Annotated in this window: 22 protein-coding genes; 14 read left to right on the top strand and 8 right to left on the bottom strand. The window is 71.9% G+C overall.

Going from position 1 to position 24471, the window contains the following annotated elements:
• The first annotated feature begins 74 nt into the window (after positions 1-74).
• Complete coding sequence (locus tag ACFRIC_RS27725; protein WP_382790908.1) at positions 75-710, top strand: HU family DNA-binding protein; 636 nt, start codon at positions 75-77, stop codon at positions 708-710.
• A 113-nt stretch (positions 711-823) separates the two neighbouring features.
• On the opposite strand, the gene ACFRIC_RS27720 is transcribed toward ACFRIC_RS27725, so the two are convergent.
• Both ACFRIC_RS27720 and cofC read right to left on the bottom strand, forming a co-directional pair.
• Complete coding sequence (locus tag ACFRIC_RS27720; RefSeq protein WP_355766608.1) at positions 824-1027, bottom strand: hypothetical protein; 204 nt, start codon at positions 1025-1027, stop codon at positions 824-826.
• Positions 1028-1089: 62 nt separating this feature from the next.
• Complete coding sequence (gene cofC, locus ACFRIC_RS27715; protein WP_382790905.1) at positions 1090-1728, bottom strand: 2-phospho-L-lactate guanylyltransferase; 639 nt, start codon at positions 1726-1728, stop codon at positions 1090-1092.
• Between the two features lie 144 nt (positions 1729-1872).
• On the opposite strand from cofC, the gene ACFRIC_RS27710 reads away from it, so the two are divergent.
• The 3 genes from ACFRIC_RS27710 (at position 1873) to ACFRIC_RS27700 (ending at position 4923) form a co-directional block, all read left to right on the top strand.
• Positions 1873-2643, top strand: coding sequence for a lysophospholipid acyltransferase family protein (locus ACFRIC_RS27710; RefSeq protein ID WP_382790902.1), 771 nt, complete (start codon positions 1873-1875; stop codon positions 2641-2643).
• Entirely contained in the window at positions 2640-3650 is a 1011-nt protein-coding gene (locus ACFRIC_RS27705; protein WP_382790899.1) for an NAD(P)H-dependent glycerol-3-phosphate dehydrogenase, read from the top strand. The genes ACFRIC_RS27710 and ACFRIC_RS27705 overlap by 4 nt, the downstream gene beginning before the upstream one ends.
• A 115-nt stretch (positions 3651-3765) precedes the next feature.
• Entirely contained in the window at positions 3766-4923 is a 1158-nt protein-coding gene (locus ACFRIC_RS27700; RefSeq protein WP_382790896.1) for a D-alanine--D-alanine ligase family protein, read from the top strand.
• A 21-nt stretch (positions 4924-4944) separates the two neighbouring features.
• Here the strand turns inward: ACFRIC_RS27700 and ACFRIC_RS27695 are convergent, their stop codons facing one another.
• Both ACFRIC_RS27695 and ACFRIC_RS27690 read right to left on the bottom strand, forming a co-directional pair.
• Positions 4945-5454, bottom strand: coding sequence for a DUF3515 domain-containing protein (locus tag ACFRIC_RS27695; RefSeq protein ID WP_382790892.1), 510 nt, complete (start codon positions 5452-5454; stop codon positions 4945-4947).
• Positions 5455-5474: 20 nt separating this feature from the next.
• Positions 5475-5708, bottom strand: a complete 234-nt coding sequence (locus tag ACFRIC_RS27690) for an Lrp/AsnC family transcriptional regulator (protein ID WP_028802415.1) — start codon at positions 5706-5708, stop codon at positions 5475-5477.
• 206 nt (positions 5709-5914) lie between these two features.
• Here ACFRIC_RS27690 and ACFRIC_RS27685 point away from each other — a divergent pair, with 206 nt between their 5' ends.
• A complete protein-coding gene (locus tag ACFRIC_RS27685; RefSeq protein ID WP_382790889.1) occupies positions 5915-6880 on the top strand; it encodes a thiamine-phosphate kinase in 966 nt (321 codons plus the stop codon).
• Positions 6881-7016: 136 nt separating this feature from the next.
• Here ACFRIC_RS27685 and rpmB read toward each other — a convergent pair whose 3' ends face one another.
• Positions 7017-7202: a 50S ribosomal protein L28 gene (gene rpmB / locus ACFRIC_RS27680; RefSeq protein WP_037625034.1), complete on the bottom strand. Its 186-nt coding sequence runs from the start codon at positions 7200-7202 to the stop codon at positions 7017-7019.
• Between the two features lie 261 nt (positions 7203-7463).
• On the opposite strand from rpmB, the gene ACFRIC_RS27675 reads away from it, so the two are divergent.
• Positions 7464-9380 carry a DAK2 domain-containing protein gene (locus tag ACFRIC_RS27675; protein ID WP_382790886.1) on the top strand — a complete coding sequence of 639 codons (1917 nt, stop codon included), beginning with the start codon at positions 7464-7466 and terminating at the stop codon, positions 9378-9380.
• Between the two features lie 19 nt (positions 9381-9399).
• Here the strand turns inward: ACFRIC_RS27675 and ACFRIC_RS27670 are convergent, their stop codons facing one another.
• Entirely contained in the window at positions 9400-10326 is a 927-nt protein-coding gene (locus tag ACFRIC_RS27670) for a DMT family transporter (RefSeq protein ID WP_382790884.1), read from the bottom strand.
• An 80-nt stretch (positions 10327-10406) separates the two neighbouring features.
• Between ACFRIC_RS27670 and ACFRIC_RS27665 the strand changes: the two genes are divergently transcribed.
• Positions 10407-11333: a LysR family transcriptional regulator gene (locus ACFRIC_RS27665; protein WP_382790882.1), complete on the top strand. Its 927-nt coding sequence runs from the start codon at positions 10407-10409 to the stop codon at positions 11331-11333.
• 41 nt (positions 11334-11374) lie between these two features.
• On the opposite strand, the gene ACFRIC_RS27660 is transcribed toward ACFRIC_RS27665, so the two are convergent.
• Positions 11375-14605: a tetratricopeptide repeat protein gene (locus ACFRIC_RS27660; protein ID WP_382790879.1), complete on the bottom strand. Its 3231-nt coding sequence runs from the start codon at positions 14603-14605 to the stop codon at positions 11375-11377.
• Positions 14602-16440 carry an HSP90 family protein gene (locus ACFRIC_RS27655; RefSeq protein WP_382790877.1) on the bottom strand — a complete coding sequence of 613 codons (1839 nt, stop codon included), beginning with the start codon at positions 16438-16440 and terminating at the stop codon, positions 14602-14604. Before ACFRIC_RS27655 ends, ACFRIC_RS27660 begins: the two co-directional genes overlap by 4 nt.
• 166 nt (positions 16441-16606) lie before the next feature.
• Here ACFRIC_RS27655 and ACFRIC_RS27650 point away from each other — a divergent pair, with 166 nt between their 5' ends.
• From ACFRIC_RS27650 to rnc, 7 genes are all read left to right on the top strand, one after another.
• A complete protein-coding gene (locus ACFRIC_RS27650; RefSeq protein ID WP_382790874.1) occupies positions 16607-19834 on the top strand; it encodes a helicase-related protein in 3228 nt (1075 codons plus the stop codon).
• A gap of 67 nt (positions 19835-19901) precedes the next feature.
• Complete coding sequence (gene rsmD / locus ACFRIC_RS27645; protein WP_382790871.1) at positions 19902-20489, top strand: 16S rRNA (guanine(966)-N(2))-methyltransferase RsmD; 588 nt, start codon at positions 19902-19904, stop codon at positions 20487-20489.
• 26 nt (positions 20490-20515) lie between these two features.
• Positions 20516-20995 (top strand): pantetheine-phosphate adenylyltransferase, encoded by a 480-nt coding sequence (coaD, locus tag ACFRIC_RS27640; RefSeq protein ID WP_382791279.1) that lies wholly within the window; start codon positions 20516-20518, stop codon positions 20993-20995.
• A gap of 99 nt (positions 20996-21094) precedes the next feature.
• Positions 21095-22165 (top strand): cell division initiation protein, encoded by a 1071-nt coding sequence (locus ACFRIC_RS27635; RefSeq protein WP_382790868.1) that lies wholly within the window; start codon positions 21095-21097, stop codon positions 22163-22165.
• Between the two features lie 173 nt (positions 22166-22338).
• On the top strand, positions 22339-22983 hold the full coding sequence (locus ACFRIC_RS27630; protein WP_361683169.1) for a DUF177 domain-containing protein: 645 nt from the start codon (positions 22339-22341) through the stop codon (positions 22981-22983).
• 2 nt (positions 22984-22985) lie between these two features.
• Positions 22986-23159, top strand: a complete 174-nt coding sequence (rpmF, locus tag ACFRIC_RS27625; protein ID WP_006139588.1) for a 50S ribosomal protein L32 — start codon at positions 22986-22988, stop codon at positions 23157-23159.
• A gap of 19 nt (positions 23160-23178) precedes the next feature.
• Positions 23179-24036 (top strand): ribonuclease III, encoded by an 858-nt coding sequence (gene rnc / locus ACFRIC_RS27620; protein ID WP_382790865.1) that lies wholly within the window; start codon positions 23179-23181, stop codon positions 24034-24036.
• The last annotated feature ends 435 nt before the right edge of the window (positions 24037-24471 follow it).

Raw genomic sequence — 24471 nt, 5'->3', positions numbered from 1 at the left:
TGCGGTATATATCTGCCTAACGTGCGAAAAAGCTTGAACGCATTCGTTCGGGCAATGTCTCCGAAGGGGAAGACGTGAACAAGGCGCAGCTCGTAGAAGCGATTGCCGACAAGGTCGGCGGGCGTCAGCAGGCCGCCGACGCGGTCGACGCGGTACTGGACGCCATCGTCCGTGCGGTTGTCGGCGGAGACCGGGTCTCGGTCACGGGCTTCGGTTCCTTCGAGAAGGTCGACCGTCCCGCCCGTTACGCCCGCAACCCTCAGACGGGTGAGCGTGTTCGGGTCAAGAAGACGTCCGTGCCGCGGTTCCGTGCCGGCCAGGGCTTCAAGGACCTGGTGAGCGGCTCGAAGAAGCTCCCGAAGAACGACGTGGCGGTCAAGAAGGCCCCGAAGGGCAGCCTCTCCGGCGGCGCTTCCGCGACGGTGAAGAAGGCCGCGGCCAAGAAGGCCACCACCGCCAAGAAGGCGGCGGCGAGCAAGGCCGTGGCGAAGAAGACCACGGCGAAGAAGACCACGGCCGCCGCGAAGAAGACCACGGCGAAGAAGACGACGGCGAAGACGACCGCCGCCAAGAAGACCACGGCGAAGACGACCGCGGCCAAGAAGACCGCCGCCAAGAAGGCTCCGGCGAAGAAGGCCACGGCCAAGAAGGCCCCCGCCAAGAAGTCGACCGCCCGCAAGACCACCGCCAAGAAGGCCACCGCCCGCTAGAGACGGGTACAGGGCACCTCACGCGCCGGGCCGGGCTCCCCGAGGGAGCCCGGCCCGCGGCGTGTCCGTGACGCCCGCGCCGCGGGGGTCCGTGACGCCCGCGCCGCGAGGGTTCAGAACGTCTGCAGCGTGATCAGGGTGATCCGGAGCTCCGCGCCCGCGCCCTCGGTCTCGATCCGCACCCGCTGTCCCGGCCGCAGCAGCCGCAGCCCGCCGGCGTCGAACGCCGGACCGTCGAAGGGCACCGGGGTGCCGTCGTCGAGCAGCACCTGTCCGCTGCGGGTCTCGGGGTCGTACGTGTACGAGGTCGCCTGCATGGGGGCAGCCTACTGATCCCGCCGCCGGGGGCGCCGCGCGCGGACCGGCCGCCCGGCGTCCCTCACTGCCCGGGAATGAGCAGCCGCGCCGCCGCGGCCGCCGTGCGCGGTCCCACCCCGAGCGTCAGCGCCGCCCGCAGATCCTCCCGGGTGTCCACGTCCCGCCGTACGGAATCCACCGCGTCGAGACGGAGTTCCGCCGCCCCCGAGGCGCGATGGCGGGCCCGGGAATCACCACCGAAAGCGGGGAGCAATTCCCGGCCCGGGGACGCGGCCAGGAGCGTGGTGCCGATTGCAGCAGCATCGGCCAGAAAAGCGCGCGGGAATTCACTCGCGGCGGCCAGGACCCGGGCCAATTCCGAAGGCCGCAGAGCGGGCAGATCGGCGTTCAGGGCGGCGACGGCGCTTTCGGGATCCCGGGCCCGCACGACACCCGCGCCGTGCGCCAGCGCCGCGTTGAGACCCCCGCCCGGCTCGTCCGCGACGATCCGCGCGCCGAGCGCGGCCAGCTCCCTGCCGGCCACCGCGTCACCCGTGACGACCGCCACATCCCGCACCGCCGCGCAGGCCAGCGCCGCCGCCACCGTGTCCTGCGCGAACGCGAGCGCGAGGCCCGGGCGCAGTACGTCGGAAGCGGTGTCCGCAAGCCTGCTCTTGGCACGCGCCAGGGGTTTGAGGGGTACGACCAAGGTCCACCGCACGAACACTCCACCCTCTCCGGTCACGCCTTATTGTGACCTGGTCACCCTGGCGGTCCGGGTGTCGGGGCGTACGGTGTTCTCGACAGACAGGCGGCCTGGAGCGACACTTGTGCGGCCCCCCAGGCTCTAGAGGAAGGTGTCCGCGTGCCCCGCCGCAGAATCGGCTTCTGGTACCGCTTCGCAGCGGTTCTCTGCAAACCGCCGCTCGTGGTTCTGATCAAGCGGGACTGGCGTGGGATGGAGAACATTCCGGCCGAGGGCGGATTTATCACCGCGGTGAACCACAATTCCCACGTGGACCCGTTCGCGTATGCGCACTACCAGTACAACACCGGACGTGTTCCCCGGTTCCTGGCGAAGGCCGGACTTTTCAAGAAGGGATTCGTCGGCGCCGCGATGCGCGGCACCGGACAGATTCCCGTCTACCGCGAGAGCACCGACGCCCTGAGCGCCTTCCGGGCCGCGATCGACGCCGTGGAACGCGGCGAGTGCGTCGCGTTCTACCCCGAGGGCACGCTCACCCGTGACCCCGACGGCTGGCCGATGACCGGTAAGACCGGTGCGGCGCGCGTCGCCCTGCAGACCAGGTGCCCGGTCATCCCGGTGGCCCAGTGGGGCGCCAACGAACTGCTGCCCCCGTACGCCAAGAAGCCCGACATCCTCCCGCGCAAGACCCACCACGTGCTCGCGGGCCCGCCGGTGGACCTCTCGCGCTTCTACGACCGGGAGATGAACCCGGACCTCCTCAAGGAGGTCACCGAGGTCATCATGGCCGCCATCACCGCGCAGCTCGAGCTGATCCGCGGCGAGAAGGCGCCCGAGAACGTGTACGACCCGCGCGAGGTGCGCATCGCGCAGCGCCGCAAGGCCGCGGCCAAGTCGAAGGCACAGCAGGAAGAAGGGCAGGGCACGTGAGCAAGCCGGTCAGGGCGGCCGTCTTCGGGACCGGATCGTGGGGTACGGCCTTCGGCATGGTGCTCGCCGACGCGGGGTGCGACGTCACCCTGTGGGCACGCCGTCCCGGACTCGCCGACGCGGTCAACTCCACGCGGATGAACCCGGACTACCTCCCGGGGATCGAACTCCCGGAGAACCTGCGGGCCACCGCCGACCCGGCCGAGGCCGCCCGCGACGCCGACTTCACCGTCCTCGCGGTGCCCTCCCAGACCCTGCGCGGCAACCTCGCGGACTGGGTGCCGCTGCTCGCCCCCGACACCGTGCTCGTCTCCCTCATGAAGGGCGTCGAACTCGGCACCGTGAAGCGGATGAGCGAGGTCATCGAGGAGGTCGCCAAGGTCTCCGCGGACCGCGTGGCCGTGGTCACCGGACCCAACCTCGCCAAGGAGATCGCCCAGCGGATGCCCGCGGCGGCGGTCGTCGCCTGCCGCGACGAGGCGGTGGCCCGGCGCATCCAGACCGCCTGCCACACGCCGTACTTCCGCCCCTACACCAACACCGACGTGGTGGGCTGTGAACTCGGCGGAGCCGTCAAGAACGTGATCGGCCTCGCCGTCGGCATCGCGGACGGCATGGGCCTGGGCGACAACGCCAAGGGCTCGCTGATCACCCGCGGCCTGGCCGAGACCACCCGGCTCGGACTCGTCATGGGCGCGGACCCGATGACGTTCTCCGGCCTCGCGGGCCTCGGCGACCTCGCCGCGACCTGCTCCTCGCCGCTGTCCCGCAACCACACCTTCGGCATCAACCTCGGCCGGGGCATGACCCTCCAGGAGACCATCGCGGTCACCCGACAGACCGCCGAGGGAGTCAAGTCCTGTGAGTCGGTGCTGGATCTGGCGCGCCGGCACGGCGTCGACATGCCGATCACCGAGACGGTCGTCAGCATCGTCCACGAGGGCAAGCCGCCGGTGGTCGCCCTCAAGGAGCTGATGGGGCGCAGCGCGAAGTCCGAACGCCGCTGAGCCACCCGGCGAACCGCCAGGTGGGCGACGCTCCGCGACGGTGGGTACGACGCTGAGCAACAGCCGCCGTGGGGCGCTGACTCACCGCCGTACCACCGGGTACTCTCAACGCGATATGAGCACCGAGAACCTCCCCCAGAGCCCTGAGCGGCCGACGCGCAAGCCGCGCGTGGCCGTCGTCTTCGGCGGCCGCAGCTCCGAACACGGGATCTCCGTGGTCACCGCCGGCGCCGTCCTGAGCGCCATCGACCGTACGAAATACGACGTACTGCCGATCGGCATCACCCAGGACGGCCGTTGGGCGCTCACCGCGGACGAGCCGGAACGCATGGCGATCGTCGACCGCAAGCAGCCGAGCGTCGAGCAGCTCGCCGAGTCCGGTGAGGGCGGCGTGGTGCTCCCCGTCGACCCGGCCAACCGCGAAGTCGTCTACAACGAGCCCGGGTCGGTCCCCAAGGCGCTCGGCGAGGTCGACGTCGTCTTCCCGATGCTGCACGGCCCGTACGGCGAGGACGGCACCCTCCAGGGCCTCCTGGAGCTGTCCGGCGTCCCCTACGTCGGCTCGGGCGTCCTCGCCTCGGCCGTCGGCCAGGACAAGGACTACATGAAGCGGGTGTTCACCTCGTTCGGCCTGAAGGTGGGCCCGTACGTGGTGATCCGGCCGCGCGAGTGGCAGCAGGACGAGTCCGCCGCCCGCAAGAAGATCGTCGACTTCGCGGGCGAGCACGGCTGGCCGCTCTTCGTGAAGCCCGCGCGCGCGGGTTCGTCGTTCGGCATCACGAAGGTCGACGACCTCGCGGGCCTCGACGACGCCATCGCGGAGGCCCAGCGCCACGACCCGAAGATCATCGTCGAGGCGCTGCTGCGCGGCCGCGAGATCGAGTGCGGGGTCCTGGAGTTCGAGGACGGGCCGCGCGCCTCGGTCCCCGCCGAGATCCCGCCCGTGCAGTCGCACGCGTTCTACGACTTCGAGGCCAAGTACATCGACGCCGCCGACGGGATCGTGCCGGCGCCGCTCACCGAGGAGCAGACAGCCGAGGTCCGCCGGCTGGCCGTCGAGGCCTTCGAGGCGGCCTCCTGCGAGGGTCTGGTCCGCGCGGACTTCTTCCTCACCGAGGACGGCGAGTTCGTCATCAACGAGATCAACACCATGCCGGGCTTCACGCCGATCTCCATGTACCCGCGGATGTGGCGGGAGACGGGCGTCGGCTACGCGGAGCTCGTCGACCGTCTGATCCAGGCGGCACTGCGGCGGTCCACCGGGCTGCGCTGAGCGGCCCGCGGGACCAGGACGTCAGTCGGCGATCCCTTCGGGGATCGCCTTCTTGACGGAGGGGGCCAGGTCGACGAGCACACCGGAGGCGTCGGCGCCCTTCGGCACGGTGACCTGGACGTAGGCCAGACGCGAAGCGGTGGTGAGACGGGTCGTCCCGTCGTCCTGCTGCTCCATCAGCCAGTCGACGCCGTTCACTCCGCCGGCCACGGCCTTCGGGTCGTCGCCCGCCGCCACCTTGGGGTCGGTCATCTTCGGCGGCCGCTCGACACCGCAGCGCAGTATGATCGCCGGGCTTCCCCAGCCCGCGGTCAGCGCGGACCGGGGCTCAGGGTCCTCACGGTGACGGCCGTCCACGGTCCGCGGCAGCGCCTTGTCCAGGTTCTGGCACAGCCCGGTGACCTTAGTGTCCGGACTCGGAACCGCGACGGACGCGCTGTCGTCTGCTGAGGAGCAGCCCGCGATCGCGATCAGCGCCGCGAGAACGGGCAGCCCGGGGGAAGCGGCGTGCCGGTGACGGAAGAAGTTCACCGGCCAAGGGTAGACGGGGGCTACAGGTGCACGACCGGACAGGTCAGGGTGCGGGTGATGCCGTCCACCTGCTGGACCTTGGCCACCACCATGCGACCGAGTTCGTCCACGGTGTCGGCCTGGGCCCGCACGATCACGTCGTACGGTCCGGTCACGTCCTCGGCCTGGATCACCCCCGGGATCTTGCTGATCGTCTCGGCGACGGTCGACGCTTTGCCGACCTCCGTCTGGATCAGGATGTACGCCTGTACCACGGAACCTCCAGGGCGGCCACGAGGATCATGTGGGGAAAAGGAACGCCACGGTATCGCGTTGCCGCGCGCCGCGGGGAGACCCGCGGTGACTGGGGCTCGCGCGCCGGGGTGGAGGGACTGCGCAAGTTGACGGTCAACTCGACCGTACCGAGTACTCAGACGGCTCGCGACCGGGCACGAGCAGCGACAGAGGGAGCACGACGATCATGAAGGGCACCGTGGGCGAGTTGGGGGAGTTCGGGCTCATCCGAGAGCTCACCTCGCGCCTCACCACCACCCCGGCGGTCCGGGTCGGCCCCGGCGACGACGCCGCGGTGGTGGCAGCGCCGGACCGCAGGGTCGTGGCGAGCACCGACATCCTCCTCGAAGGACGTCACTTCCGCCGCGACTGGTCCACGGCGTACGACGTCGGCCGCAAGGCCGCCGCGCAGAACCTCGCGGACATCGCCGCGATGGGTGCCGTGCCGACCGCGCTGCTGCTCGGCCTGGTCGTGCCCGCCGAACTCCCGGCCACCTGGCCCTCGGAGCTGATGGACGGGCTGCGCGACGAGTGCCAGGTCGCGGGGGCGGCCGTGGTCGGCGGGGATGTCGTACGGGGCGAGACCATCACCGTCGCCATCACGGCGCTCGGCGATCTGCGCAACCACGAGCCGGTCACCCGGGCCGGCGCGCAGCCCGGTGACGTCGTCGCCGTGACGGGCTGGCTGGGCTGGTCCGCGGCCGGGTTCGCGGTGCTCTCCCGGGGCTTCCGTTCGCCGCGCGCGTTCGTCGAGGCCCACCGCCGGCCCGAACCGCCGTACCACGCCGGTCCGGCCGCCGCCGGGCTCGGCGCGACCTCGATGACGGACGTCAGCGACGGCCTGATCGCCGACCTCGGGCACATCGCCGAGGCGAGCAAGGTGCGCATCGACATCCGCTCCGGCGACATCGACATCCCCTCGCAGATGAACGACATTGGCCAGGCCGTCGGCGTCGACCCCATCCAGTGGGTGCTCACCGGTGGCGAGGACCACGCGATCGTCGCCACCTTCCCGCCGGACGTGAAGCTGCCCGCGCGCTGGAAGGTGATCGGCGAGGTGCTCAACCCGTCGGCCCTGCCGCGGGTGACCGTGGACGGCGCTCCCTGGACGAGCAAGGGCGGCTGGGACCACTTCGGGGACATCGAGTCCTGAGGCTTCCGGCGTCCGGGGTGCACACCTCGGACGCCGGGGGCGCCACCCGTGGCACGCGGGCAGCAAAAAACCCGCCCACCGTGAGGTGGACGGGTTCAGTGCAAGCGAACCAGCAGTGGCCGCGCGCTAGCGGTTGTCAGCGCGTGACCTTGCCGGCCTTGATGCACGAGGTGCAAGCGTTCACGCGCTTCGGCGTCCCGCCCACCACGGTACGGACGCGCTGGATGTTGGGGTTCCAGCGACGCGGTGTACGGCGGTGCGAGTGCGAGATGTTGTTGCCGAAGCCCGGCCCCTTGCCGCAGACGTCGCAGTTGGCAGCCACGGGTCACTCCAAAGACTTCAGATGCACTTACGGTTGATCCCGGCATGCCGAGGATCAAGATCTAGGATCTGAGGGGCGCTGCCAGGGGGATGGCCCGATCGGATCGGGCAACTGGAGCAGCATACAACGACTGCGTCCGGAGAACGAAACTACCATGACCTGCCGGTTGACGGCCCACCCGCGGGGGCCGGGGCCCTCTACCGGCAGTAACCCCTTCTGGGACTACGCTGCCTCCCACGTCCAGCAGCTCAAGGAGGCCAGGTGCCGCAGGTGCCGCAGACATTCGATGCTCTCGCGGTGCGCACCTGGTGCGGGCTCGCGCTGGAGGCCCTCGGCCGCGCGCGCGAGGAGATCGACGCGATCAATGTCTACCCGGTCGCCGACGGGGACACCGGGACGAACCTGTATCTGACCCTGGAGTCGGCCGCGGCGGCGGTCGAGGCGGTGTTCGCGGCCCACGAGGCGGTGGCCGCACCGGCGCCCGGGACGGCGCGGGGGCCCGTGGCCGCGGCGGGGACCGGGACCGGGGAGAGGTCAGGGGCCGCGGGAGGGACCGGGGCCGCGGGGGCCGGGGCCGGTGAAGACCGTGAGGGCTCCCTCGCCGACGGAGATCGTGAGGTCTCCCTCGCCGACGCCATCAGGGCCATGGCGCACGGGGCCCTGATCGGGGCCCGGGGCAACTCCGGGACCATCCTCGCGCAGCTCCTGCGGGGCATGGCCCAGGTGCTCGCGGCCGACGGTGAGACCGCTCACACAGACGGCCGGGGCCTGTGCCTGGCCCTGAGCAACGCGGCCGACTCCGCCCGCGGGGCCGTCGCACACCCCGTCGAGGGCACGGTCCTCAGTGTCGCCTCGGCCGCCGCCGACGCCGCCTCGGGCATGGAGGGGGACTGCGGCGCCGTCGCGCTCGCGGCCTACGCGGGCGCCGGCACCGCGCTCTCCGCCACCACCGGACAGCTCGCCGTCCTGGAGCACGCCGGTGTGGTCGACGCGGGCGGGCGGGGACTGGTGGCGGTGCTCGCCGCACTGGTGCAGACGTTCACGGGAGAGGCGCCGCGGCCGTTCACGGCCTCCGCCGCCCCGTACGGGCCCGGAGAGGGGACCGCCCCCGGTGTCACGCGCGTCCCCGGCACCACGGACCTGCCCGGCTCCGCCGGGACACCGGACGCCGCTCCCGGGACCGCGACGCGAGGGCCGGACGGCCAGGGCGCCGACGCGGCACCCGCCTGCGGGGACGGGGGAGCGGAGAGCGGTCATCCCGCCTTCGAGGTGATCTACCTCCTGGAGGCGCAGGACGCCGCCGTGGACCGTCTGCGGGACCGGCTCGACGGCCTCGGCGACTCCCTCGTCGTGGTCGGCGGCGACGGCCTGTGGAACGTCCATGTGCACGTGGACGACGCGGGCGCGGCCGTCGAGGCGGGCGTCGAGGCGGGGCGTCCGCACCGCATCCGGATCACCCACTTCGGGCTCGGCGACGCCCACACCGCGGGGGCGGGACGACCGCCCCGGGAGCGGACACAGCGAGCCGTCGTGGCCGTCGTGCCCGGCGAGGGCCTCGCCGGGCTGTACACGGAGGCCGGGGCGACCACCGTGCTCGCGCGTCCGGGGGAGCCGCCCGCCAGCGGGGAACTCGTGGAGGCCGTACGCCGGGCCCACGCGCGCGAGGTGGTGCTGCTGCCCAACGACGCGGACCTGCGGCACACCGCGGCGGCGGCCGCCGAACAGGCCCGCGCCGAGGGCGTCCGGGTCGCGCTGATCCCGACCCGCTCGGCCGTGCAGGGCATCGCCGCGCTGGCCGTGCACGAGGCGGAGCGCCGCTTCGACGAGGACGTCGTCGCCATGACGTCCGCCGCGGGCGCCACCCGCTACGCCGAAGTCGCCGTCGCCGAGCGGCAGTCCTGGACGATGGCCGGCATCTGCCAGGCCGGGGACGTCCTCGGTCTCATCGACGGCGACGTCGCCGTCATCGGCGCCGACGTCACCGCCACGGCGGAGACCGTCCTCGACCGCATGCTCGCCGCGGGCGGCGAGATGGTCACCCTCGTCCTCGGCGACGACGCCCCCGAGAGCATCGCCGCGCACCTGGAGGCACGGGTACGGGAGTCCTACCTCGCGGTGGACACCGTGGTGTACCGGGGCGGACGCCAGGGCGCGCTGCTGCTGATCGGGGTCGAGTAGCGGCCCTCGGCGCCGGCGGTCAGGCGCTCGCGGGCACCTCGGCCGGCCGGAGGACCTCCGGGGTCACGGCCGTCCGGTGGGCGCGTTCGACCGCCTGCCCCCAGTAGGTCCCGGCGACCATGAGCAGGGCGCCCAGAGCGGTGAGGGCCGTCAGGTGTTCGCCGCCCAGGACGACGCCGACCGCGACGGCCCAGACCGGCTCGGTGCCCAGCAGCAGGCTGACCCGGCTGGCGGAGCTGCGCTGCACCGCCCAGGTCTGCGCGAGGAAGGCGAACAGGCCGCAGAACAGGGCGAGATAGCAGAGCCGCGCCCAGCCGCCCGCGTCGACCCCGCCGAGCGTCGTCAGGGTGCCCGCGACGGGCACCGCGAACAGGACGGCGCCGACGAGCGTCTGCACGGCCGTGACCTGCAACGGCCGCACCGGGTGACAGGCGGTGAGCCGTCCCACCAGGGCCACATGGGCCGCGCGGACCAGCGCGGCGGCGAGGATCAGCAGGTCGCCGCCGCCGGGCGAGTGGAAGCCGCTGCCGGACACGAGAAGGACGACGGCGAGCAGACACAGGCCGGTCGCGGCGAAATAGCGGGGCGGCAGCCCCGGCCCGCCCGACGTACGGTCCAGCAGCGGGGTGAGCACGATCGTGAGGCTGATCAGCAGGCCCGCGTTGGCGGCGCTGGTGTGGGCGACCCCGTACGTCTCCAGGACCAGGACGGCCGCCTGGGTGACCCCCAGCACCGCCCCGACCCGCAGTTCGTCGCGGGTGCAGCGCCGTGTCCGGCAGCGGACGCCGAGGAGCGCGACACAGGCCACGGCCGAGATGCCGTACCGCGCGAACAGGACGAGCAGGACGGGGAGAGCCGACGTGGCGGACTTGGCGGCCAGATAACTGGAACCCCAGACGACGGCGACAAGGAGAAGCACCGCGTCGGTGCTGCGGACTCGGGACACGCCCACACGCTCCCCCACTCCGACCCTGAAGCCCAGAGCGAAGTTCTTCAAGGTCTTTTAAGCATCACTACAATGAACGGGTGAACGAGCGGCAGTTGCGGATCCTGCGTGAACTGGGCGAGCTGGGAAGTGTCACCGCCGTGGCGGAGGCGCTGCTGATGACCCCCTCGGCGATCTCGCAGCACCTGCGCCTGCTGCAACGCGCTATTCCGGTCCCGCTCACCGAACGCGAAGGCCGGCGGCTGGTGCTAACCGACGCCGGACGGGTGCTCGCCGGTGCCGCGATCGAGGTGGAGAGCGCCCTGGCCAGGGCACGGCACTGCGTGGACGAGTTCGTGGACGAGCCGGCCGGAGACGTGTCCATCGCCGCCTTCCACAGCGCGGCCGCCACGTTCTTCCCGGTCCTGCTGCGCGACCGGGCCGCGACGGCGCCGAGGCTCGCGCTCGCCGACGAGGACGTGGCGCAGGACCACTTCCCCCGGCTGACCCGGGACTACGACCTCGTGGTCGCCCACCATCTCGCGCACACGCCGCCCTGGCCGCGCACCGTCACCGCGACCACGCTGCTGAGCGAACCTCTCGACGTCGCGCTGCCGGCCGGCCACCCGCTGGCCCGCGAGGCGAGCCTGACGCCGCACGACGTCGCGGCGCTGCCCTGGATCACCGTGCACGACGGGTTCCCGCTGATGGCCACCGTCGACGCCGTCGCGACCGCCGCGAACCGGCGGCTCGACATCGTCCACCGCATCAACGAGTTCGCGGTGGTCGCGGAGACCGTCGCCGCCGGAGGCGGAATCGCCCTGATGCCCCGCTGGACCACCCGCCCGCATCCCGCGCTGGTCCTCAGACCCCTGACCGGGGTCCACGCCGTACGCCGCATCGACGTGCTCCACCGTCCCGAGCGCGCGGCCCGCAAGGCCGTACGCACGGTCCTCGACGAACTGCGCCGCGCGGCCGAGACGATCCGCGCCGCCGACCACCCGCATCCCGCCGGCGCCGGTCCATAGAGTCCGGCGTTCCGGCGACGACGGGAACGGCCGGACCGGCCCTAGGACCCGTCCGAGCCCGCGTTCTCCATCAGCGTGACCATCTTCTCGGCCTCCGCCCGCCGGGACCGGGCGAGCTCCCCGTCCAGCCGGGCGCACGCGGCGAGGACCGTGCGGGCGCGGGCCGAGGCGGCCTCGTGCCGACCCAGGTCGGCCTCCAACCAGCCGGCCGCCAGTTCGGCGCCTGTGCGGGCACCGAGCGAGAGGTCGCCGAGGGAGCCGAACACGCCGACCGCCCGGACCATGTGCCCGAGTGCCTCCTCGAACACCTCCCGCACGACGGCCTCTTCCGCGTCCTCCGCCACGGAACGGGCCAACAGGTCGCCGAACTGACGGTGGGTGTGCCCGAGTTCGGCGAGGGCACGAAGCCCCGCGTCCGTTCCGCCGTCCGCTCCGCCGTCCGCGCCACCGGCATCGCCACCGTCTCCGGCTCCGCCACCGTCTCCGGCTCCGCCACCGCCACCGCCGCCACCGGTTCCGGCACCCTCTCCGGCTCCGGCTCCGGCTCCGGCTCCGGTTCCGGTTCCGGTTTCGGCTCCGGCTCCGGCTCCGGCATCGCCACCGGCACCCGCTCCCGCCCGCGCGGCCGACTCGCACTCCCGTATCGCCAGCGCCATCAGCTCCCGCGCCTCGCCGAGCCCGCCGTCCCGCCGGGCCGCGCCCCACGCGCGGGCCCGGAGCGTGCGGACGAGCCCGTCCACGTCGCCCAGCTCGCGCCACAGGTCGCACGCACGGACGTACGCCTGATCGGCCTGCGCGCCCAGCCCCGCGTGCGTGAGGGCCTCGGCCGCCAGGTTCGCGAGCATCGCGTGGTCACGCTGCTCGGGCCAGTGCCGGGCGATGTCGGCGGCCCGCAGCCAGTGTCCGGCGGCCTCGCGGTGTTCGCCGAGCTCGGTGAGACAGTCGCCGAGCCACCAGCGCGTCTGCACGATCGCGCCCTCGCCGTGCATCTCGGCGGTCAGGTCCGGCAGCGCCGACTCCAGGATCTCGGCGGCCTCCGCCCACCGGCCGAGCCGCAGCAGGAAATCACCCAGGTGGTGACGCGCCCAGGCCCCGAACGTGGCCGCCTCGCCCGCCTCGTCGGCCCAGTGCGCGGCCTCCAGGGCGTGCTCCGAGGCCGGCCCGAGGCGCCCGGTGGCCGCGAGTGTCTCGGCGAGCCGGAGATGGAGCTGGGCATGGCCCATCGGCTCCAGATGGGACCCTCCGTGGTCCAGCGCGTCGAGCGTCGCCCGTTCCGCCGCCTCCAGGTCGCCGAGATGCGTCGCGATCCCGGCGAGCCGGGAGTCGTACTCGACGGCGAACCACGGCAGCCCCGCCGCCACGTACCCGTCGACGGCGCGCCGGAGGAATCCGGCGGCCCCTTCGGCGTCGTCGGCGCGGGCGGCGAGCTCCCCGAGCATCGCGTACGCCTCGGCGGCCCGCGACGCGAGGCCCACGTCGTCCCCGGCGTGCGGCTCCGCGAGGTCCAGCAGCTCCCGCGCGGCCTCCTCCGCGGCGACCATCACATCGGCCTCGGAGTACCAGTCGGTGTCGTTGTCGGTCTCGGCGCCGGTGGCGGACAGGGGGTGCCCGTTCACCGCGTCGGACTCCAGCTCGTCCACCCGCCGCATCAGCGTCCGGGCCCGGCTCACCAGCACGGACGCTGTCTGCGAGACCTGTGTCCCGCCCTCCGCGAACAGGGCGAGCGCCCGCGCGCGCAGCTCCGTGACGACCTCCAGCGACTGCGCGGACCCGCCCGACAGCGCCTGGACGTACGCGGCGCGGGAACGGGCCGCCAGCGCCTCACCGGGGTCGCCCGCCTCGGCGTACAGAGCGGCGGCCCGCTGGAAGAGCGCGGCGCCCTCCGGCCCGAGACCCATCGCCGCGTGATCGGCGATCTCCGCGCGGTCGCGGACCTCCAGCTCGTGGCCCTCGGCGGCGCGCGAGACCGCCGCCCACGCCTCGACCGCGTCCGGGTTCCGCAGCGCCGAGAGCCGCCGGGCCTCGGCGAGCAGCGCTTCCAGCGTGTCCAGCGCGTCCGGGCCCGGTCGGGCGGCGGCCTCCGCCACCGTCCGCCCCGAGGCCGAGGCCGAGGCCGAGGGATCGGGTACCGGCGGACGCGCACCCGCCCGTGCCGGCGCCGCGGACCGGACGCCCAGCGGCAGCCGGCCGACGAGCACCGGCTGGTCCATGCGGGCGCGGGTCCGCTCCCCGACGTACGACGTGCCGTTGCGGTCGTCGAACCGCGCGGCCAGCGCGAGCGCCTCCCCGCGCGCGTGCACCGCGAGTTCCACGGCCGTCCACGCCCGCCCGGCGGGCCCCGGTACCGGCTGCCCGCCGAGCCCGAGCGCGGTCAGCCGGTCCGCCGTGAGCGCCACGACCGCCATGAAGTCCAGCTTGCTGCGCGGATCCCCGGAGTCGGTGAAGTAGGCCGGCCGCTCCGCCAGCAGCTCCAGGGCGCGTGCCTCGTTGCCGGTCAGGGCGCAGAACTCCACATGGTCGGCGTACGCGCCGCGCATGCTCTCCATGGCCCGCACCAGCCGGAACCCCCGCAGATGATGGGCGCGCGCCTCCTCGACCCGTCCCAGGCGCAGCAGCGGCAGCAGGGAGGACGCGAGCACGGTGTGCGGCTCGTGGGCGCAGGTGTACTCGCCCCGGAGCACCGGCGCCCATAGCTCCAGCGCCTCCTCGTCCGCGCCGCGCACCGCGCGCCACCAGCCCTGCCCGTGCAGTTCGCACGCGTGGCAGTCGGCCATCGCGTCACGGTCCGCCGCCAGCCAGGCGTCGTACGCCCGGTCGGCGCGGTCCAGGTCGCCCAGATGGGCGGCGACACTGAACTCGGCGCTGCGCACCGCCCGTTCGGAGTGACCGGCGAGGCGGTAGCGCTGCTCCATCTCGCCGAGCCACTTCTCTATGGAGGCGAGCGGGACGTGCGGCTGGTCGAGCATGCCGGCCGACATCCACTTGAAGACCCAGTGCAGCGAGTGGATCTCGAACTCGTCGAAGTCCTCGGGGTGTTCGTCCCACATGCGCAGCAGGCGCGCGAAGGGGACGAACATCTTGTCCTTCTCGGAGCTGTAGTTGTAGACCTTGAGCTGGTGTCCGAGCGCCTCGATCACGGCGAGCGGGATGTCCAGCCCCTCGGCCTCCACGAGCAGTTGTTCCGCGCGCGCGTTGCGGCCGGGCCCCTCGGGCTGCTCGTAGTTGTCCGCCATCGCCCGGCGCAGCGTGTCGAAGTCCATGGCCGGGGTCATCGGCGGTCGTCCTTTCCGGGGTCGGTGTGGGTGGCCCATTCCAGGAGGCCGATGAAGGCGCGGTTCAGGAGCGCCGAGTCCGCGGGCCGCAGCGGGCGCTGGGCCATCAGCAGGGCCTGTCCGTACAGGGACTCCGTGGCCGTGCCGACGAGGTCCGGATCGCCGAGCGAACTGATCCTGCGGATCAGCGGGTTGAGATGGTTGAGCACCAGACGCGCCCGCGGGGCGCTGCCGCGCAGCGAGCCGAGGATGCCCGCCCACAGGTCGTCGGCCCGCTCCTCGGCCTCCGCCCGGGCCTGCTCGTGGCGGGCCGCCCGGTCGTCCAGATGCAGCGCGGGCACCGACAGCGGGTGGAACGCGCGCAGCACGACGTCGCAGTTCAGCGGGTCGAGCCGGGCCCGTGCGGCGGCGAGGAAGCCGGCCAGCGCCAGCTCCTCGGCCGGGTCGACCGTGTCCAGGTGGGCCGTGACGGTGTCCGCGTCCAGCTCCGAGACGGCCGTACCCGGACGGACGGCGGGCAGCGCCTCGATCAGCTCGCTGTCGTACGTGTAGCCGCCGTTGACGACCCCGACACCCTGCGCGGAGGCGATCGGCGCTACCTGCCGGTACTCCTCCACGGTCCGGGTGAAGTGCACCACCGGGTGCCGCTGCGCGAACTCCTCCAGGGACAGCCGTCCGTCCGTCGTCTCGAAGGGCAGCCACGGCAGCATCGTGCGCAGCATCCCGGCGTCGTGCCGCGCCAGCGACTTCACCCCCAGGTGGTGCACGGACAGGAAGGCGGCCAGCCGTTCCGGATCACCCGCGGCGAGTCCGGTCAGCCAGGACCGGATGCGCTCGCCGAGCGCCTCCCGTACGGCGGCGAGGGTCTCGTCCTCGTACAGCGACTCGCGGGACGCGGTGGGCCGCAGGCTGTCCGTGTCGAGGACGCAGCGCACGAAGAACGCCCAGTCCGGCAGGAGCTGTTCGGCCCGCTCGGTGAGCAGCATCCCCTTCAGGTGCACCCGGTGGCTCGCGCGCTGGGCGGGGGAGACCGCCGTCGGCAGGACATAGGCCACACCGCGGATCCCGGCGAGCGGCACGTCCAGGTCGATCGAGTCCAGCGGAGTGAACCCGAACTGCTCCCGGCAGTGCCGGGCCAGGGCGACCCGCCGGGCGGAGGGGCTCGGGTGGGGCCGGTCCCAGGGCGCGGGCAGGTCCGCGATCGCCTCGTCGCCGACCCGGACGTCGTACGGCAGCAGCGCCCCGAAGTCACGCGCCAGCGACCGGACCCGCTCCGGGCTCAGCCACTCGCCGGCCCCGGCCCGCGCCACCAGGTGCACGGTCGTGCCCGGCTCGGCGCGCGCCTCCTGCGGCAGGGTGCGCACGGTGTACGAGCCGTCGTCGGCCGCCGTCCACTCGACCGGCGCCGCACCGGGCGTACGGGCGCTGCGGCTGACCACCCGGATCCGCTCGGCGACCACGAAACACGCCAGCAGCCCGATGCCGAACTGCCCGAGGAAGTCGGAACGCGCCGACTCCAGACCGTCGTTCCGCTTGGAGCTGCGGCCGATGGTCGCCAGCAGACTGTGCACGTCGGACTCGGTGAGCCCGACACCGGAGTCCTCCACCCGCAGGGTCCCGTCCTCGGCGTACAGCCGCACCGTGGCCGGGGCGTCCGGATCCTCGGCGCGCCGCGCGGTGATCGCGTCGACGGCGTTCTGCAGCAGCTCGCGCAGATAGACCTTGGGGCTGGAGTAGAGGTGATGGGAGAGGAGGTCGACCAGACCGCGCAGGTCGACCTGGAACGTATGAGGTGACGGGGAGGCCTGGGACGGCTGTGAGGTCTGGGAGTCCATCGTCGCTGCGCCGGTCGGTGGGGGGACGGGCGACGGCGCGGGGTCGGGCGGTCCCGGGGGAGGTGACCGCGAAGAGGGCCGGAGCGCGTCATCCTAGGCCCGGAACGAGCCGTCTGACCAGCGGATTTCCCGGACGTATACGGCAATGTCAGTGGTGTGGTGTGCAATGGATCTCGTGCCCGTGCTCGAAGAACCACTGAAGAAGGCGCTCGGTCCCGCCACCGCGAAGGTGATGGCCGAGCACCTCGGCCTGCACACCGTCGGCGACCTGCTGCACCACTACCCGCGCAGATACGAGGAGCGCGGACAGCTCACCCACCTCGCCGACCTGCCGATGGACGAGCACGTGACGGTGGTGGCCCAGGTCGCCGACGCCCGCCTGCACACCTTCGCCTCCTCCAAGGCGCCCCGCGGCAAGGGCCAGCGCCTGGAGGTGACCATCACGGACGGCAGCGGCCGGATCCAGCTCGTCTTCTTCGGCAACGGTGTGCACAAACCCCACAAGGACCTGCTGCCCGGCACCCGCGCGATGTTCTCCGGCAAGGTCTCCGTCTTCAACCGCCGCCTCCAGCTCGCCCACCCGGCCTACGAACTGCTGCGCGGCGAGGGCGACGAGGCCGCGGAGAGCGTCGGCAGCTGGGCGGGCGCCCTCATCCCGATCTACCCGGCCACCGCCAAGCTGGAGTCCTGGAAGATCGCCAAGTCCGTGCAGACGGTGCTGCCCAGCGCCCAGGAGGCCGTCGATCCGCTCCCGGACTCCCTGCGGGACGGGCGCGGTCTGGTCACCCTCCCCGAGGCCCTCCTCAAGATCCACCGCCCGCACACCAAGGCGGACATCCACGACGCCCGCGCCCGCCTCAAGTGGGACGAGGCCTTCGTCCTCCAGGTCGCCCTGGCCCGCCGCCGGCACGCCGACGCCCAGCTCCCGGCCGTCGCCCGCACCCCCGCCCCGGACGGCCTGCTGACCGCCTTCGACGCCCGGCTGCCCTTCACCCTCACCGAGGGCCAGCAGAAGGTCTCCAAGGAGATCTTCGACGGCCTGGCCACCGAACACCCGATGCACCGACTGCTCCAGGGGGAGGTGGGTTCCGGGAAGGCTCAGCCCCTTGACGCGACCGTGTTGACACCCATGGGTTTCCGGCGGATGGGAGACCTGCGGGAAGGCGACGAAGTGGTCGTGCCCGACGGCGAGATCGCCGTGATCGACGGGATCTTTCCGCAGGGAGAGCGCGACGTCTGGCGCTTGGTCCTCTCCGACGGAAGTTCGGTGGAGTGCGACGACGAACACCTGTGGATCGTCGGGACGAGCTGTGGGTGGCATCGCGGCCAGGCGCCCAAGACGATGACCACCAGGGAGATCCGGCTCGACACGTTCAAGGCGAACGGTTCTTCGAAGTGGTACATCCCTCCCGCTGTGCCCGTCGACATCGGACCGGACTTCGAGCTGCCCCTGGATCCCTACCTTTTCGGGCTGCTGCTGGGTGACGGTTCATTCCGGCACAACCTGCGTCTTTCGACGATCGACGACGAGATCCGCGACGCGGCGGCGAGCGCCATCGCCCCGGACTGCCTGCTGGTTCCTGTGAAGGGATCCCGGTGTGACTACACGATCCAGTTGAAGGAGCGCTCCGGAGGCGTACGAAATCCAGTCATCCAGGCTCTGCGGAACCTGGGTCTCTGGGGAATGACCTCCCACGGCAAATTCATCCCTGATCAGTTCAAGAACACGTCCATCAAGAACCGTCTCGCCCTCCTCCAAGGACTGCTGGACACGGACGGAACGGTGCACAAGGACGGTCTGAGCATTTCCCTCTGCTCCGCGTCGCTCAGGCTCGCCGACGACGTCGCCTGGTTGGTGCGCTCCCTGGGCGGACGGGCTCGCGTGCTGCCGAAAAAGGCGGCTTTCAACGTCTCGGTGGCACTCCCCGCCGCATACGCGCCTTTCAGGCTGTCCCGTAAGGCCGATCGTGTCGGCCCCCGCCCGAAATACACCACGTTCCGACGAGGCATCCGGGCCGTGGAGTACGTCGGCCGTAAACCGGTCCAGTGCATCAGCGTCGCTCACCCGAGCCATGCCTACGTCACGGACAACTTCACCGTCACCCACAACACGATGGTCGCCCTGCGCGCCATGCTCGCCGTCGTCGACGCGGGTGGGCAGGCCGCGATGCTCGCGCCCACCGAGGTGCTCGCCCAGCAGCATCACCGGTCGGTCACCGAGATGATGGGCGAGCTGGCCCAGGGCGGCATGCTCGGCGGGGCCGAGCACGCGACGAAGGTCGTGCTCCTCACCGGATCCATGGGGGCGGCCGGCCGGCGCCAGGCGCTGCTCGACCTGGTCACCGGCGAGGCAGGGATCGTGATCGGCACCCACGCGCTGATCGAGGACAAGGTCCAGTTCCACGATCTGGGCCTGGTCGTGGTCGACGAACAGCACCGCTTCGGCGTCGAACAGCGCGACGCCCTGCGCGGCAAGGGAAAGCAGCCCCCGCACCTCCTGGTGATGACCGCCACGCCCATCCCGCGCACGGTCGCGATGACGGTCTTCGGCGACCTGGAGACCTCCGTGCTCGACCAGCTCCCCGCCGGACGCTCCCCGATCGCCAGCCATGTCGTCCCGGCCGCGGACAAGCCGCACTTCCTGTCGCGCGCGTGGGAGCGCGTGCGCGAGGAAGTGGAGAACGGCCATCAGGCGTACGTCGTCTGCCCCCGCATCGGCGACGAGGAGGACGACAAGAAGGGCGCCCGCAAGAAGTCCGCCGAGGACGAGGCGGAGAAGCGTCCGCCGCTGGCCGTCCTGGACGTCGCCGACCAGCTCGCCAAGGGTCCCCTCCAGGGCCTGCGGGTCGAGGTCCTGCACGGCAGGATGCACCCGGACGACAAGGACGCCGTCATGCGCCGCTTCGCCGCCGGCGAGACGCACGTCCTGGTCGCCACGACCGTGATCGAGGTCGGGGTGAACGTGCCGAACGCCACCGCCATGGTGATCATGGACGCCGACCGCTTCGGCGTCTCCCAGCTCCACCAGCTCCGCGGCCGGGTCGGCCGCGGCTCGGCGGCGGGCCTGTGCCTGCTGGTCTCCGAGATGCCGGAGGCGAGCCCGGCCCGCCAGCGGCTGAACGCGGTGGCCTCGACCCTGGACGGCTTCGAACTCTCCCGCATCGACCTCGAACAGCGTCGCGAGGGCGACGTCCTCGGCCAGGCCCAGTCCGGCGTCCGCTCCTCGCTGCGCATGCTGGCCGTCATCGAGGACGAGGAGATCATCGCCGAGGCCCGCGAGGAGGCCACCGCCGTGGTCGCCGCCGACCCGGACCTCACGGACCTGCCCGGCCTGCGCGTCGCCCTGGACGCCCTGCTGGACGAGGAACGGGAGCAGTACCTGGACAAGGGCTGAGCGGCGGCGGACGGCCCACGGCTGAGAGACTGGGAGCAACCGACCACCCCCAGCGCAAAGGACCCTCATGACCCGCGTGATCGCCGGCCGGGCCGGCGGACGCCGTCTGGCCGTCCCGCCGGGCACCGGCACCCGCCCCACCTCCGACCGGGCGCGCGAGGGCCTCTTTTCCACCTGGCAGTCCCTGCTCGGCGGCCCGCTGGAGGGCGAGCGCGTGCTCGACCTGTACGCGGGCTCGGGCGCCGTCGGCCTGGAGGCGCTCAGCCGCGGTGCCGGCCACACCCTGCTCGTGGAGGCGGACGCCCGCGCGGCCAAGGTCATCCGCGACAACGTGAAGACGCTGGGCCTGCCCGGCGCCGAGGTCAGAGCGGGCAAAGCGGAGCAGATCGTCCGGACGGCGGCGCCGCAGGAGCCGTACGACCTGGTCTTCCTCGACCCCCCGTACGTCGTCGCGGACGACGATCTTCGGGAGATTCTGCTCACACTCCGCACCGGGGGCTGGCTCGCGGAGGATGCGCTCGTCACCGTGGAGCGCAGCACAAGAGGCGGAGAATTCGGCTGGCCCGAGGGTTTCGAGGCTCTCAGGGCCCGTCGCTACGGCGAGGGCACCTTTTGGTACGGTCGCGCCGCCTCTACGTGCGAAGACGCACGATGACCGGACCGGAGAGCGAGGGACCACTGTTGCGCCGCGCCGTCTGTCCGGGGTCATTCGACCCCATCACCAACGGACACCTCGACATCATCGCCCGCGCCTCCGCGCTCTACGACGTCGTGCACGTCGTGGTGATGATCAATCAGTCGAAGAAGGGCCTGTTCACGGTCGACGAGCGGATCGAGCTGATCCGCGAGGTCACGGCCGAGTTCGGCAACGTCCAGGTCGAGGCCTACCACGGCCTCCTCGTCGACTACTGCAAGCAGCGGGACATCCCGGCCATCGTCAAGGGCCTGCGCGCGGTCAGCGACTTCGACTACGAACTCCAGATGGCCCAGATGAACAACGGCCTCTCGGGAGTCGAGACCCTGTTCATCCCGACCAGCCCCACCTACAGCTTCCTCTCCTCGTCACTGGTGAAGGAAGTCGCGAACTGGGGCGGCGACATCTCCCACCTGGTGCCGCCGGTGGTCCTGGAGGCGCTCACCGGGCGCCTCGCCAAGGACTGAGCGACTGACTGTCCGTCACCCGGTGTCGGACGGTGCGGGAGTGGTCGTACAGTCGTCCCGTCCGTCTCCATCACGGCAGTAGAGAGTGGCGAGCACACGGTGGACGTGCAGAAGAAGCTCGATGAGATCGTCGCGGCGGTCGGCAGCGCCCGTTCCATGCCCATGTCGGCGTCGTGCGTGGTCAACCGCGCCGAACTGCTCTCGATGCTGGAAGAGGTGCGCCAGGCGCTGCCCGGCTCCCTCGCCCAGGCGCAGGAGCTGATCGGCGGCCGCGAGGAGATGGTCGAGCGGGCCCGTCAGGAGGCCGAGCGGATCATCGAGACCGCGCACGCCGAGCGCGGGTCGCTGATCTCCGACACCGAGGTCGCCCGCCGCTCGCAGAACGAGGCGGACCGCATCCTGAACGAGTCGCGCAAGGAGGCCGAGGAGATCCGCGCGGAGGCCGACGACTACGTCGACTCCCAGCTCGCCAACTTCGAGGTCGTCCTCACCAAGACCCTCGGCTCGGTCGGCCGCGGCCGCGAGAAGCTCCTCGGCACCGGCCCGGGCCTCGACGAGCAGGGCTACGAGGACGAGGACGCCCCCGAGCGCAGCTACGACCCGGAGACCCTGCGCCGCAACGCCGACGACTACGTCGACGCCAAGCTCGGCGCCTTCGAGGCCGTCCTCGCCAAGACCCTGGAGGCCGTCGGCCGCGGCCGCGAGAAGCTCCAGGGCCGGATCGCCAGCGACGACCTCGGCGAGCTGGGCACCTTCGCGGAGGACGGGACGCCGGGCGCGCACACCAGCGACGCCGACTACCTGGCCGGCCTCGCGGAGCTCGCCGACGGGCCCGAGCCGGGCGCCCGGACCCAGGAACCGGCCGCTCAGCCGTCCTACGGGCAGCAGGACGCGTACGCCTATCAGCAGCAGGCCGACCCGTACGGCTATCAGCAGCAGTACACCCAGCAGCAGGACGCCTACGGCTATCAGCAGGCCGACCCGTACGCCGCCTATCAGCAGCAGGGCTACGACCAGCAGGGCTACGACCAGAACGGGCAGGTCTACGGCCAGCAGGCCCACCCCGTGGACCAGCAGAACCACGCCCTCGACGAGGCCAGCCTCTTCGACACCAGCATGATCAGCGCGGAGCAGCTCAGGGCGTACGAGCAGGGGCGCGGCGGCCACTGACCGCCCGGTCAGGAGGGGTGCGCGCCCCCGGCCGGGGGGCCTGTACGCACCGGATTGGGCCGAGAGCGAAAGGTCCAGTATCCTGGCTCTTCGGTCGCGTGTACGTCCGCGATCAGCGCTGCCCGAGGGACACCTTGGGTGGCATCCCTTGAGTTCGTAGATCGAAAGCAGGAATGGCTCTGAACGCCCGCCTCGACCACCGCAATCCTCTCGTGTTCGACACACACGAGCTGGGGCGGCGTCCTGGCGCGATGCAGCGCCTGACCCGCACGATCGACGCTCCCGTGGATCTCGGGATCCAAGGTGTCATCGGAGTGCCGGAAGGTGCCCCGGTGGAGCTCGACCTCCGTCTGGAGTCGGTCATGGAAGGGGTGCTTGTCACAGGCACCGCCCGTGCATCGGCGAAGGGGGAGTGCGTAAGGTGTCTGGAGCCGCTTGAGCAGGTGCTCGAAGCGGATTTCCAGGAGATGTTCTCGTACCCTGACGCCGATGACCGGGGCCGCCCCAAGGCGGAGCCGGTCGACGACGCCGAGGACGACGAGGACACTCTCTTCCTCGAGGACGGCCTGTTCGACCTCGAACCCGTGCTGCGGGATGCGGTGGTGCTCGCACTGCCGATGCAGCCGGTGTGCCAGGACGACTGCCTGGGTCTGTGCTCCGAATGCGGAGCGCGGCTGGCGGACGACCCGGACCACCACCACGACGCCGTCGACATCCGTTGGGCGGCACTGCAGGGACTCGCCGGTTCACTCGAAGATGGCGAGAAGGACGAGTTGAGCGGCGCCGAACCTGGCGTCGACGAGAAGCAGGAGAAGTAGCCGTGGCTGTTCCGAAGCGGAAGATGTCGCGCAGCAACACGCGCCACCGCCGGTCGCAGTGGAAGGCTGCGGTCCCCACCCTGGTTGCGTGCGAGCGCTGCCACGAGCCCAAGCTGCAGCACATCGCGTGCCCGGCTTGCGGCACCTACAACAAGCGCCAGGTCCTCGAGGTCTGAGCGGCTGGTGAGAGGTCTGATGTCTGACGCCAAGGCGGATTCAAACGCCAAGAAAAAGGCGGACAACACAGCCTCGTCCCACACGCTTCTGGAAGGGCGGCTCGGCTACAAGCTCGAGTCCGCCCTTCTGGTGCGTGCGCTGACCCACCGTTCCTACGCGTACGAGAACGGCGGTCTGCCGACCAACGAGCGTCTGGAGTTCCTCGGGGACTCCGTACTGGGCCTCGTGGTCACGGACACGCTGTACCGCACCCACCCCGACCTGCCCGAGGGCCAGTTGGCCAAACTGCGGGCCGCGGTGGTCAATTCTCGTGCGCTGGCGGAGGTGGGCCGCGGCCTCGAACTCGGCTCCTTCATCCGGCTCGGCCGGGGCGAAGAAGGCACGGGAGGCCGGGACAAGGCGTCCATCCTCGCCGACACCCTTGAAGCGGTGATCGGCGCCGTCTATCTCGACCAGGGGCTGGAGGCCGCGGGCGAACTCGTCCACCGGCTCTTCGACCCGCTGATCGAGAAGTCCTCGAATCTCGGTGCCGGCCTGGACTGGAAGACCAGTCTCCAGGAACTCACCGCGACCGAGGGGCTCGGGGTTCCCGAGTACCTGGTCACGGAGACCGGCCCGGATCACGAGAAGGTCTTCACTGCTGCCGCCCGCGTCGGAGGCGTCTCGTACGGCACCGGCACCGGCCGCAGCAAGAAGGAGGCGGAGCAGCAGGCCGCGGAATCCGCGTGGCGTGCCATCCACTCCGCCGCGGACGAACGCGCGAAGTCGGCGCAGGCCGCCGAGCAGGCGGCTGTCGCCGCCGAGCAGGCGGCGCAGGACATCGAGGAGACCGCCGACACCTCCTCGACGCCCAGCTCCGACACGGCCACGGCCTGAATCCTTCACCCGACACGGGTACGCGGTGATCCGCGCCCCCGCTCGGAACCAGCACCACCCGACCCCGTCCCGCCGCACTCGCAGCGGGCCGGGGTCGCTGCGTTCCCGCTGCCGCGGAGGGACCGGGGTACGACGGGGCGCCGAGGCCGGGCGGCGGGAGACGACTCCACGCTCCGTGCGGCCGGGAGCCCGCCCCGGCCCCTGGGCTCCGCCCCGGCCCCTCAGCTTCGCTCTGGAGCCTCGGCTTCGCCCCGGACCTGGGCTCCGCCCCGACCCTTCGGCTCGGCCCGGGACCTCGGCTCCGCTCTGGCCCTCGGCGTCGCTCTGGGGCCCCGGTGGCGAGGCGGCGGCTTCGAACCCGGTAGACGCGTGCCGCAGGCCCGGCGGTGAATCGCTCGGCGGCGGTCGGGGGTCGGTGCGATGTACCCTTCCGGC

Origin of the sequence: Streptomyces sp. NPDC056738 (assembly GCF_042790435.1) — a bacterium.
GTDB lineage: Bacteria > Actinomycetota > Actinomycetes > Streptomycetales > Streptomycetaceae > Streptomyces.
This window is presented reverse-complemented; position numbering and strand designations above follow the sequence as displayed.